The sequence below is a fragment of the Aurantimonas sp. 22II-16-19i genome (assembly GCF_002088275.1).
Lineage (GTDB): Bacteria > Pseudomonadota > Alphaproteobacteria > Rhizobiales > Rhizobiaceae > Jiella.
Genome location: NZ_AQQS01000008.1, coordinates 39,512 through 51,598, shown reverse-complemented (window position 1 = coordinate 51,598; position 12,087 = coordinate 39,512). Strand labels below are relative to the sequence as shown.

The following is a 12,087-nucleotide window of genomic DNA, read 5'->3' as shown; positions in this document are numbered from 1 at the left end:
GAGGGCCTGGTCCCGCCCTACACCTCGTCGAGACCCCCCTCCGCCGCGACCACCTGGAGATGGTGATCGGCGTCGCCGAGGAAGAGGTCGATCATCGTCTGGCGCTTGAAGTGGTGGGCGATCTCGTACTCCATGGTGACGCCGACGCCGCCGTGGAGCTGCACCGCGTTCTGGCCGACGAAGCGGCCGGAGCGGCCGATCTGGACCTTCGCGGCCGACATCGCGGCGCGCCGCGCCGCCGCGTCGTCGCTCGCCACGTTCATCGCGGCGAGATACATCATCGAGCGGGCCTGTTCGAGCGCCATGTACATTTCCGCCGCCCGGTGCTGCAGCGCCTGGAAGGCGGCGATCGGCACACCGAACTGCTTGCGCTCCTTGATGTAGGCCGTCGTCAGGCCGACCATCCGCTCCATCGAGCCGACCGCCTCGGCACAGAGCGCCGCGATCGCCTCTGCCTCGATCCGCGTCAGCGTCGGCGCGGCGCCTTCCGGGTCCCCGAGAACGGCCTCGGCGGGCACGAAGACGCCGGCAAAGGTCAGATCCGCGGCGCGCATGCCGTCCTGCGTCGGATAGCCGCGGCGGGTCAGCCCCTCGGCATCGGCCGGGACGTGGAACAGGCCGAGGCCGGAGGCATCGCCCGGCGCGCCGGCGGTGCGGGCGGCGACGACGAAGCCGGTCGCCGCATCGCCGGCCAGCACCAGCGTCTTCTCGCCCGCAAGACGGAAGCCTTCGCCCTCGCGCTTCGCTTCCATGGCGATGCGTGAGACGTCGTAGCGGGTGCCGCGTTCGGCGAAGGCGTAGGCGAGCCGGCTGCTGCCGTCGGCGACGCCCGGCACGATGGCGGCGCGCTGCTCGGGCGATGCGGCATGGCGCAGCGCCGCGCCGGCCATGACGACCGAGGCGAGATAGGGCTCGACGACGAGGGCGCGGCCGAAGGCCTCCATCACGATCATCGTCTCGACCGGCCCGGCACCGAGGCCGCCATCCTCCTCGCTGAAGGGGATGGCGAGAAGGCCGAGCTCGGCAAAGGACTGCCAGATCGTCTCGGAGAAGCCGAGCGGCCCGGCCCGGTGCTTTTCGCGGGCCTCGAAGCCGTATTCGGCGCGCAGGAGGCGCGTGACCGAGTCCTTGATAAGGCTCTGTTCCTCGGAAAGTTCGAAATCCATGGGGTTCCTCCCAAAACCTTTTGAGCGATCGACCCGCGAGCCTTCAGCCGTCGGCGGTGCAGATGCCCGTATTGTTGAAATGGTGGCGCCAGGCGCCCGCCTCTGTCCTGCCGGACGCTCCCCCCACAAGGGGGAGATCATTCGCTTTGTTGCTGCCGCCCCATCGTCAACGCTGATGCCGGTTGCGACGGTCGAGATTGGCGCTGCCCTCTGCGCGAGATCGATCTCCCCCTGGGGGGAGACGGCTGGCAAGCCAGAGGGGGGTATCCGCGCGCCAATACCAACTGAGCGAGTGACGACCCTTCAAAGCCCGAGGATCGCCTTGGCGATGATGTTCTTCTGGATCTCGTTGGAGCCGCCGTAGATCGAGACCTTGCGATAATTGAAGTAGTTCGGCGCGATCGGGGCGGCGTAGTCGGGGCCGACGGGCGGCTCGTTGCGGCCCTCCCGGTCTTCGGCCTCGTAGGGCAGGGCGAAGGGGCCGATCGCCTCCATCAGGAGTTCGGTCGCCGCCTGCTGCAATTCGGTGCCCTTGATCTTCAGGATCGAGGAGGCCGGATCGGGCTTGCCGTGGCCGCGCCGCGCCTCGGCCGAGACGACGCGCAGCTGGGTCATCTCCAGCGCCTTCAGTTCGATCTCGACGGCGGCGACCTTCTCGCGGAAGCGCGGATCGTCCCAGACGACGCCGGCGCCGGACGGCTCGGCCCTGGCGATCTCCTTCAGGCGGCGGATGCGCTCTCTGGTGGCGCCGACGCCGGCGATCCCCGTGCGTTCGTTGCCGAGCAGGAATTTCGCGTAGTCCCAGCCCTTGTTCTCCTCGCCGACGAGGTTCTCCACCGGCACCTTCACATCGGTGAAGAACACCTCGTTGACCTCGTGGCCGCCCTCGATGGTGCGGATCGGGCGCACCGTGATGCCGGGCGTCGTCATGTCGATCAGCAGGAAGGAGATGCCCATCTGCTTCTTCGGCGCGGCCGGATCGGTGCGCACCAGGCAGAAGATCCAGTCGGCATACTGGCCGAGGGTGGTCCAGGTCTTCTGGCCGTTGACCACATAGTGATCGCCCTCGCGGATCGCGCGGGTCGACAGGCCGGCCAGATCCGAGCCGGCGCCGGGCTCGGAGAAGCCCTGGCACCACCAGTCGTCGAGATTGGCGATGCGCGGCAGGAAGCGAGCTTTCTGCGCCTCGGAGCCGAAGGTGTAGATCACCGGGCCGACCATCGAATGGCCGAAGGGCAGCATCTGCGGGGCAGGCGCCCGCTGCATTTCGTCCTGGAAGATGTACTGCCGGATCGGGTCCCAGCCGGTGCCGCCATGTTCCACCGGCCAGTGCGGGACCGACCAGCCCTTCTCGTTGAGAATGCGGGTCCAGCGCACCAGCCCGTCCTTGGAGACGTGACGGCCGGCGAGCAGCGTCTCGTGGACGTCCCTCGGCACGTTGCTGGTGATGAAGGCGCGCACTTCCTGGCGGAATGCGGCTTCCTCGGCCGTGAATGTCAGGTCCATGGATCGTCCTCCCGATCGTTTGTCGCGTCGCGCCGGAGGGCGAGACCGCCGCCGCGGCGCTCGTCATCCGACTGTACCCGTCAGACTGTGCGCCTTCTGTCCGGCGGCTCAAGGCCTCGGCCGGAACCGCCGGCCGTCGTCACGCGCAGCTTCCGCGCCGGGCCGGCAGGCGGCCGACGCATTTCGCGAGCAATCATAATTGACGCGAACGTAAGAGTAAATTCGGAAAACTCGGCTCCGGACCTCCCCTTGTCGCGGAAAAGATGAGACTTTCCCTCAGCGCCGGTTGTGACTAGGGTCCGCACCGGCCGTGGTTCGGGTGGGCACCGAATCGGAAGAGGAGACGGGCCTTGTTCACATATCGGATCTTCACCAAGCTGGCGGCACTGGTCGTCGCGCTCATGATCCTGCCGGGGCTTGCCGCGGCGCATGGTCCGACGCGCCAGAAGGCCAGCGAGACTGTCACCATCGATGCCGCGCCGGACAAGGTCTGGGCGGTGATCCAGAATTTCGGAGACATGTCCTGGCATCCGCGGATCGCCATCGCCGACGCGAGCAAGGGCAACGAAAAGGGCTCCGTTCGCACCCTCGGTTTCACCTCGGGCGGCATGATGGAGGAGGAACTCTCCAAATACGACGCTGCCAAGATGAGCTACTCGACCTTCATCGGCCATGTGGACACCGATCTCCTGCCGGCGACGAACTACTCCTCGACGATCGCCGTGAAGCCGGCCAATGGCGGGGCGAAGTCCGAGGTGACGTGGCGCGCGGCCTTCTATCGGGGCTATCCGAACAACGATCCCCCGGCCGAACTCAACGACGAGGCGGCGGTGAACGGGGTGACAGCGTTCATCACCGAGGGCCTCGAGAACCTGAAGAAGAAGGTCGAATCGGGCTCGTGAGCGGGACCTCCGCCGGCCGGATGGCGGCGACCGCCGCCCGTCTGGCCGCCGTCTGCCTGACCGCCGTGTCCCTGACCACGGCCCTCTCGCTCGTCACCGCGTCCGACGCGGCCGCGGGCGACGTCGGCTATGTGACCAGCCAGGAGGCGGGAGCGCTCTCCTTCGTCGACCTCGACGCGATGACCGTGGAAAAGACCATCGCGGTGCCCGGCAAGCCGGCCGGCATCGCGGTGAGCCGCGACGGGACCCGCGCCTATGTGTCGCAGCCGGAATCCCGGCAGATCGCCATCGTCGATACGGTGAAGCGGGAAGTGATCGGCGAGGTGAAGGTCGGGGGCGGGCCTCTGGGCATCGCCGTGCATCCGTCCGGCTCGCCGGTCTATGTCGCCGACTGGTATTCCCATTCGCTGCTGCTGGTCGATCCGGACAAGCGGGCGGTGGTCGGAACGTTCGAGACCGGCCAGTCGCCCTCCGGCATCGCGGTGTCGGACGATGGATCGGTTGTGGTGACGGCCGACCGGGATTCCAACCAGCTGTCGTTCTTTGCCGCCAGGACGGGCGAGGTGATCGCCAGGGTCGTCGTCGGGGAGCGGCCGTTCGGCGTCTCCTTTTCCGAGGACGGCACCCGTGTCTATGCCGCCAATGTCGGCTCGAACAGCGTCAGCGTCGTCGACGCCCGGGGCCATTTCGTCATCCGCACGGTCCCCGTCGGCTCGCACCCTTATGACGCGGTCGAGACGAAGGGAAAGGTCTTCGTCACCGACCAGTATGGCGGTACCGTCACCGTGTTCGATCCCGATGACGGCGAGCGCCTCGCGCAACTGGATTGCTGCGACTATCCCGAGGGGATCGCCGCCGGCAGCGACGGCCGGTTCGTCTATGTCGCCAACTGGTTCGCCAACACGCTGGTGAAGCTCGATGCGGCGACCCTCGAGGAGATCGCCAGCGTCGACGTTCCGGATGGGCCGCGGGCGTTCGGGGAATTCGTGCGCGCCGCGCCGACGGCTGGGAGCGAGGCCGGGGCCGGAGCCGGCATCGGCGCAGGCAAGTGATGCCGGAGGGCCGCGGCGAAGATCGGGAACCATTCCCGCCGCGATCTGCGGAAAATGGCGCCGGCCGGCCGGTGGAACGCTAGAGGAAGCCGCCGCCCCAGGGCGCGGTTTCGGGAGGATCAGCATGACCATTTCAAACGGGCGCGCGACGATGCAGCGGGCGATCGGAGCGGCGCTGCTCGCGGTTCCGATGCTTCTGGCGGCGACACCTGGGAGCCTGGCGCAGACGGCGCCCGGCGCGGCGTCGCCGGCTGTTGGGGCAGGCGCGGCAGGCGGCGCCGGCGCAACCGGCAATGCCGCCGCAAGTCCCGGGGCAGCCAGCACGCTCACCGGCGAGGGGGCGGGGGCGGTGCGCTTTCCGACGGATGCCGGCGAGGCGGCCTCGGTCACGCGCACCGACTATCCGACGACCGCGATCGCCGACTACGTCTTCGCCTGCATGGCCACCAATGGCGAGACGCGCACGGCGCTGCAGCAGTGTTCCTGCTCCTTCGACGTCGTCGCCTCGATCGTACCCTACCAGCGCTACGTCGAGGCCTCGACCTGGCTCTCCATGGGCCAGGTCACCGGCGAGAAGGGCAGCATCTTTAGGGAGTCGGCCGAATCGAAGGCGGCGATCGGCGACCTGCGCCGCGCCCAGGCGGAGGCCGAGATCCGCTGCTTCGAGTAGGGGCGGAAGGGATCCGGCGACGGGAAGAGGATTTGCCGTCGCCGCGCTCCGTCCGCGGGAATGCATCAGCGCCGACGGGCGCTGAGCCGGCGCGAGGCCGGCGCCGCCGTCAGGACTGCCCGCCGTCGAAGGTCTTTTCGAACGTCTTGCCCTCGGTGTCGGACGCCTTGGCGTGGAAGGGCCCGGCATCGCTCGCGCCATAGCGGAAGCGGAAGCTCGGATCTTCCGAGATCGAGATGCCGCCGGTCATGGTGAACAGCGTCTTGCCGCCCTTGTCGACCTGAAGGTCGGTGATGAAATGGGCGGGAATGTACAGGAGCGTCACCTGGTCCTTCTGCAGACCGGAATTGTTGGGGTGGCGGATCATCAGCTGCGCCTCATGCATCGCCGGATCGTCGGTCTCGAAGGCGCGGATCTTCATCTTGCCCATCTCGCGGGCCGCGACTTCCGGATCCTTCGCCGCCGGCGCGGCGCAGCCGCCCGCCGCCTTGACGAAGGCCTTGGTGACATAGAGCTTGCCGTCGCCCGTCTCGGCGACGGCGTGGATGTCGGTATAGGCGTTGACCCGCACCCGCGTCGAAAGCTCGCGGATGTCGGCGCCTTGCGCGAACTCGAAGGTGGCGGCGACGGGCGAGGGATTCTCGTCGATGACGAGCGTCACCTTGCGCACGTCCATCTTCGGATCGAAGCTGAGCGTCACCGGCACGACGGCAGGGTCGGTCGCGCGCTTCGGCGCGTCGATGGCGATGGTGCCGGTGCCTTCGATCAGCTCCCTGTCGCCGAAGAGATCCGGCCTCAGCTCCGTCCATGCGCCTGCCGCCTCGGCAGCCGCCTGTTCCGGCGAGGTCGCCGTCTCGGCAAGGCCCGGGCCGGCGGCCCCGAGCACCATGGCGAACGAGACGGCGAGGGCAAGGGCGGCCCTGCGGCGGGCGCCCATGCAGGGGCATTCGGTTGCGGCCATGTCGTTTCCTCCCGTGAGACAGCGCCGGTCCGGCGAACTCCCGTTTCGCCCCGGCGCATTCCTGCCTGCATTTTGCCCGCGGTCGCCGCGGCCGCAAGAGCGCGGCTCTTCACGTCGGCGGGATAAGTGGGAGGGATGAACTGTCTTCAGCCAGCCACTCCATCACGCGGGGCCCGCGCCACCCCGCGGAGCTCGATCTCGCCGGTTGCTGCCTGGCCGAAAGCTCATTCCCACTCGAGCTCGGCATAGGCGGCAGTGGCGTTGCGGGGATTGTAGTCGTCGAAGAGCCGCCATTTCTCCCGCTCGCTCGCCGCCGCCTGCGGCACGGCCTCGGCCATGGGCACGCCCTCCGCGATGGCCTTGCGGATGTCCGCGGCCAGCGTTTCGAGATAATGCGCCTGCGCCTCGATCGCCTCGGGCCAGGGGGCGCTGACCGGCCCGTGGCCGGGCACGACGCGCTCGGCGCGGATCGCCTTCAGGGCCGGCAGCTGCGCCAGCCAGCCGAGGATCGAGCCGTCGACGACCGGGCAATGCTCCATGAACAGGAGGTCGCCGGCAAACAGGGTGCGGGTCGCCTCGTCATAGACGGTGAGGTCGTTGTCGGTATGGGCGGTGTCCCAGGCCTTCACCAGGATCGTCCGGCCGCCGAGGTCGATCCGCCGTTCGTCCGCCACCGTGTCGTCCGGCAGGGTCACCGTCACCGCGTCGTCCAGCGCCGGCCCCAGCTGCTCGCGCATCGACTGCTTGTAGAAATCAGCGCGGGCTGCGAGGGCGGCCGGCAGCCGGCGATGGCCGAGGATGGTGGCGCCGGCGGCCTCGAAGACCTGATTGCCGAAGACGTGGTCGGGGTGCATGTGGGTGTCGATCAGCCACTCGACCGGCTTGTCGGTGACCTGCCGAATCGCCGCCAGCGCCGCCTCGCCATCCGCCACGCTGCCGCCCGAGTCGATCATAGCGACGGCCCTCGTCCCGACGATGAAGCCGAGATTGGCGATGGCGCCGCGGTTTTCCGGGGTTGTCGCGGCGACGGCGCCGTGGCGGACATGGACGCCCGGCGCGATCTCGACGAAATCGCCGGCCGGGGTGGCGCCAGCAGGCGCGGGCCAGGCGAATGCCAGCGCCACCAAGACGACGGCAAGAGACCAACCGCGCTTCGACATCCCGTACGTCCTTCTGGCCCTGGATTCTGCGGCCCTCGCCAGCCGCCGGTTGACCGCCTCTCGGTCTCGGGCGGACCGCCGGCCGGCAGGATGGCTGATCGGCCGCCGGTTTGGAACGACCCGGCGCTGCCTGCGGCAAGATGACCGAGGGAATGCTGCAGTGCAACATCAAGGACCGCAAGGACATCTTTCCCGTCCCGCTCGCCCCTATCCGCCGTTCTACTGTCTCCTCTGCCGGGGAAGTCCGCCACGAAACCGCATCTGTGGGGAAATTTCGATCATGCGCGACGTGAGGAAAGTCCTGGTCGGGCGAACCAGGCCCAAAAAGAGGCATTCACGATCGGGTATCCTTTGAGATCTCTTCGGCGCGACGAGTGGAGATCGCAATCTCGGCAAGGGCGACCCAAGGGAACCACTCCGGAAAGATATATTAATCCGTTATCTTTGTGCAGTGCACCAAGAAATTCCCAATATCAGTGCTTGCACAGGAAAAATTCCCGCATTAGGGTGTGATCCATGGTTTCCGGCTTCAAGATCGGCGGTGTTGGGAGCGCCCCGAATCTCGAAGGCCACTGGTAGGGTAATGATCAACGGTGCCCACCAAGACCCCTATTGGAGGTCGTGACACGCTGCCGGAAGCCTTCCCCATACATCGCTGACATCACGTTGGCGGCCCATCGCGGGTCGGCAAGTGAACTCGGTTCCTTGGGAGGACAATTCATGCTGAAAACGATTACCAAAGCTGCGCTCGCCTCGAGCCTTCTGATGGGGCTTGGCGGCGTCGCCGTTGCCTCCGAAGCCCTGCACGAGCTGGCGAAGGATGCCAGCCAGTGGGTCATGCCGACCGGCGATTACGCCAACACCCGCTACTCGTCCCTCGACAAGATCAACAAGGACAACGTCTCCAAGATGGTCCCCGCCTGGTCGTTCTCGACCGGCGTTCTGCGCGGCCATGAAGGCAGCCCGCTCGTGATCGGCAGCACGATGTACGTGCACACGCCGTTCCCGAACATCGTCTATGCCCTCGACCTGGCGGACGACGCCACGATCAAGTGGAAGTACGAGCCGAAGCAGGATCCGAACGTCATTCCGGTGATGTGCTGCGACACCGTCAACCGCGGCGTCGCCTACGCTCCGGCCGAAGGTGACCGTCCGGCCCTCGTGATCCTCGACCAGGCCGACACCACGCTGGTCGCGCTCAATGCCGAAACCGGCGAAGTCGTCTGGTCGGTGAAGAACGGCGATCCGGCCAAGGGCGAAACCGGCACGATGGCGCCGCAGGTCATCAACGACAAGGTTCTGGTCGGCATCTCGGGCGGCGAGTTCGGCGTCCGTGGCCGCATGACCGCCTATAGCCTCGCCGACGGCAAGGAAGTCTGGAAGGCCTATTCGACGGGCCCGGACAACGAAATGCTGATGAACCCGGAGAAGACCACCGAACTCGGCAAGCCGGTCGGCAAGGACTCCTCGCTGAAGACCTGGGAAGGCGATCAGTGGCAGATCGGTGGCGGCGCCACCTGGGGATGGCTCTCCTATGACCCCGAGCTGAACCTCGTCTATTACGGCACCGGCAATCCCTCCACCTGGAACCCGGCGCAGCGCCCGGGCGACAACAAGTGGTCGATGACGATCAACGCTCGCGACGCCGACACCGGCGAGGCGAAGTGGGTCTATCAGATGACCCCGCATGACGAGTGGGACTATGACGGCGTCAACGAGATGATCCTCGCCGACGTCACCGTCGACGGCACGGACCACAAGGCGCTCGTCCACTTCGACCGCAACGGCTTCGCCTACACCCTCGACCGCGAGAGCGGCGAGCTGCTCGTCGCCGAGAAGTACGATCCGGCGGTGAACTGGGCCACCAAGGTCGACATGGACAAGAGCTCCGAGACCTACGGCCGTCCGCTGGTCGTCGACCAGTACTCGACCGAGCACAATGGCGAAGACGTGAACTCGACCGGCATCTGCCCGGCCGCGCTCGGCACCAAGGACCAGCAGCCGGCGGCCTATTCGCCGGACACCAAGCTGTTCTACGTGCCGACCAACCACGTCTGCATGGACTACGAGCCCTTCCGCGTCGCCTACACCGCCGGCCAGCCTTACGTCGGCGCGACGCTGTCGATGTATCCGGCCCCGAACAGCCATGGCGGCATGGGCAACTTCATCGCCTGGGACGCCGGCAAGGGTGAGATCGTCTGGTCGCTGCCCGAGCAGTTCTCGGTGTGGTCCGGCGCTCTCGCCACCAAGGGCGGCATCGTCTTCTACGGCACGCTCGAGGGCTATCTGAAGGCCGTCGACGCCCAGACCGGCGAGGAACTCTACCGCTACAAGACCCCGTCGGGCATCATCGGCAACGTGATGACCTACGAGCAGGACGGCAAGCAGATGGTCGGCATCCTGTCGGGCATCGGCGGCTGGGCCGGCATCGGCCTGGCGGCAGGCCTCACCGACCCGAATGCCGGTCTCGGCGCGGTCGGCGGCTACGCCGCCCTGTCGAAGTACACCGCTCTCGGCGGTCAGCTGACGGTCTTCACGGTCCCCGACCAGACCGCCTCGAAGTAACAGCCGACACGGCGTGATCTGGACGAGCCCCGCGAAGCAATCGCGGGGCTCGTTCGCTGAGGGGGTCCGGCAACTGGGACTTCTTCCCGAATAAACCAGCATCCGGCGGACCGGTCCGCCGTGCCGCGGCGTCGGACGTTTCTCCACCGATGCATTGGATTGCGCCGGTCGATCGGAGCGAAGCCGCAGCGACGAACGTTCATGAGTGGCCGGGTCGCGAACCCCTCGTGTCTCCCGCCCGGCAGGCGGACCGCAGGTGGGCCGACATGGCGATGCGCTTTCAGCGCCAGTAGTTGAGGACATGTATGACGACGAAGATGATTGCCCTTGCCGGCGCCCTGGTTCTCTCGGTCTCCGGCTTCGCCCTCGCCCAGAATTCCGGCACCACCATCGTGCCCCAGGGCCAGGATGCCGCAAGCCAGAACGCGCAGGGCCAGGCTTCGCAAGGCCAGGCGGCCGGGGGCCAGAACGCCGCAGCTGAGAGCTCCGGCGGCGCGTCCGCGCCGGCGGCGGCGGCGGCACCAGCCGGCGGCAGCGCGGATGCATCCGCGGCTTCGAGCGGAAACGCCGCCGAACCGGCAGCCCCGTCGGCCGACCAGTCCGGCGGCGCCCAGATGGCCGAGGCCGCGGATCCCGAAAAGATGAAGCCCGACGCGCATCCCTCCAAGGATACCGCGACCGAGGGCAATACCGCGACCGAAGGCGATCTCGGCAAATATGTCGACTCGGCCGGAAACCCGACCTACATCGTCGGCGCGGACGGCAAGGCCGACTGGTACACCTGGCGCGGCTACAAGAAGTACATGGCCAACTGCATGCAGTGCCATGGTCCGGATGGCCTCGGCTCGTCCTTCGCGCCCAACCTCGTCGACCAGCTGCAGGACCTCTCCTACTACGACTTCGCCGGCATCATCGTCAGCGGTCAGCAGAACAAGTGGAACCCCAGCGGCAATTCCATCATGCCGGCCTGGGGCGAGGATCCGAACGTCATGTGCTCGATGGACGCGATCTACATCTACCTGCGGGCTCGGGCCGACGGTGTCGTCGGACGTGGCGAACCCAAGCGGATCGCCAACAACAAGCCGGCGCAGGAAGAAGAATACAGCTGCCTGGGATTTTGAACGATGACGGCAACCGCCAGATCGACGGCCCCTGCGGGGCTTGAAGTGCCGAGAGACCGGGCAAGGCGAGGGCTGCGGCGTCTCGCCTTGGCTCTCCTCGCCATGGCAGCGCTTCCCGGCGCCGCCCTGGCACAGGACCGCGAATTCGGCAGCGAGGTCGAACTGGTGGATCCGGACGTCCTCCGGGTCTGCGCCGATCCGAACAACATGCCCTTCTCCAACCAGGCCGGGGAGGGCTTCGAGCAGGAGGTGGCGCAACTGCTGGCGAAGAAGCTCGGCCGCAGCGACGTCACCTATTCCTACTTCCCGCAGGCGACCGGCTTCGTGCGGATGACGCTCGGCTCGAACCTGTGCGACATCATCATGAGCTATCCGCAGGGCGACGAACTGGTCCAGAACACCAACGCCTATTACCGGACGGCCTATGCGCTGGTCTATCCGAAGGACGGCGAGCTCGAGGGCGTCACGCGGCTCGAGGATCCCAAGCTGGCGGGCAAGCGCGTCGGCATCGTCGCGGGCACTCCGCCCGGCACCTACATGGCCAAGGCCGGGCTGATGGCCACGGCGAAGGCCTATCCGCTGGTCATCGACACCCGGATCGAGAATTCCGCCCAGTCGATGATGGCCGACCTTGCGAAAGGCGAGATCGACGCGGCGGTGCTGTGGGGCCCGATGGCCGGCTATTACGCCAAAAAGGCCGGCGAGGACCTCGCCGTCGTGCCGCTGGTTCATGAGGAGAAGGGTCCGGCGATGGCCTACCGGATCACCATGGGCGTTCGCCCGGCCGACCAGGAATGGAAGCGCACCCTCAATCGCGCCATTGCCGAGAACCAGAGCGAAATCAACGACATTCTCCTGTCCTACGGCGTGCCGCTGCTCGACGAGGAGAACCGGCCGATCGCGCCTTCCGGCAAGGCGGCGGCTTCAGGCGGAACCGATGATGCAGCCAAGGCGAATGTTCCCGCGGTCGGCCCGAAAGGCTGA

Annotated in this window: 10 protein-coding genes; 6 read left to right on the top strand and 4 right to left on the bottom strand. The window is 67.2% G+C overall.

Annotation, left to right across the window (positions count from 1 at the left end):
* Positions 1 to 17 precede the first annotated feature (17 nt).
* Both ATO4_RS08835 and pimC read right to left on the bottom strand, forming a co-directional pair.
* Positions 18 to 1,166, bottom strand: coding sequence for an acyl-CoA dehydrogenase (locus ATO4_RS08835; protein ID WP_083591105.1), 1,149 nt, complete (start codon positions 1,164 to 1,166; stop codon positions 18 to 20).
* Positions 1,167 to 1,469: 303 nt separating this feature from the next.
* The gene (gene pimC / locus ATO4_RS08830; RefSeq protein ID WP_083591104.1) at positions 1,470 to 2,672 is read right to left on the bottom strand and encodes a pimeloyl-CoA dehydrogenase large subunit; all 1,203 of its coding nucleotides are present in this window, start codon (positions 2,670 to 2,672) and stop codon (positions 1,470 to 1,472) included.
* Positions 2,673 to 3,073: 401 nt separating this feature from the next.
* Here pimC and ATO4_RS08825 point away from each other — a divergent pair, with 401 nt between their 5' ends.
* From ATO4_RS08825 to ATO4_RS28065, 3 genes are all read left to right on the top strand, one after another.
* Positions 3,074 to 3,574, top strand: coding sequence for an SRPBCC family protein (locus ATO4_RS08825; protein WP_083591243.1), 501 nt, complete (start codon positions 3,074 to 3,076; stop codon positions 3,572 to 3,574).
* On the top strand, positions 3,571 to 4,626 hold the full coding sequence (locus ATO4_RS08820) for a beta-propeller fold lactonase family protein (RefSeq protein ID WP_245308651.1): 1,056 nt from the start codon (positions 3,571 to 3,573) through the stop codon (positions 4,624 to 4,626). Before ATO4_RS08825 ends, ATO4_RS08820 begins: the two co-directional genes overlap by 4 nt.
* 349 nt (positions 4,627 to 4,975) lie before the next feature.
* On the top strand, positions 4,976 to 5,296 hold the full coding sequence (locus tag ATO4_RS28065) for a hypothetical protein (protein WP_210191045.1): 321 nt from the start codon (positions 4,976 to 4,978) through the stop codon (positions 5,294 to 5,296).
* Between the two features lie 109 nt (positions 5,297 to 5,405).
* Here the strand turns inward: ATO4_RS28065 and ATO4_RS08810 are convergent, their stop codons facing one another.
* Positions 5,406 to 6,257: a quinoprotein dehydrogenase-associated SoxYZ-like carrier gene (locus ATO4_RS08810; RefSeq protein ID WP_245308650.1), complete on the bottom strand. Its 852-nt coding sequence runs from the start codon at positions 6,255 to 6,257 to the stop codon at positions 5,406 to 5,408.
* A 224-nt stretch (positions 6,258 to 6,481) separates the two neighbouring features.
* On the bottom strand, positions 6,482 to 7,417 hold the full coding sequence (locus ATO4_RS08805; protein ID WP_083591101.1) for a quinoprotein relay system zinc metallohydrolase 2: 936 nt from the start codon (positions 7,415 to 7,417) through the stop codon (positions 6,482 to 6,484).
* 720 nt (positions 7,418 to 8,137) lie between these two features.
* Here ATO4_RS08805 and ATO4_RS08800 point away from each other — a divergent pair.
* The 3 genes from ATO4_RS08800 to ATO4_RS08790 all read left to right on the top strand — a co-directional run bounded on the left by ATO4_RS08800 (position 8,138) and on the right by ATO4_RS08790 (position 12,087).
* Complete coding sequence (locus tag ATO4_RS08800; protein WP_083591100.1) at positions 8,138 to 9,982, top strand: methanol/ethanol family PQQ-dependent dehydrogenase; 1,845 nt, start codon at positions 8,138 to 8,140, stop codon at positions 9,980 to 9,982.
* 305 nt (positions 9,983 to 10,287) lie between these two features.
* Positions 10,288 to 11,103 (top strand): c-type cytochrome, encoded by an 816-nt coding sequence (locus tag ATO4_RS28285; RefSeq protein ID WP_245308649.1) that lies wholly within the window; start codon positions 10,288 to 10,290, stop codon positions 11,101 to 11,103.
* Positions 11,104 to 11,205: 102 nt separating this feature from the next.
* Positions 11,206 to 12,087: a substrate-binding domain-containing protein gene (locus ATO4_RS08790; protein ID WP_139802333.1), complete on the top strand. Its 882-nt coding sequence runs from the start codon at positions 11,206 to 11,208 to the stop codon at positions 12,085 to 12,087.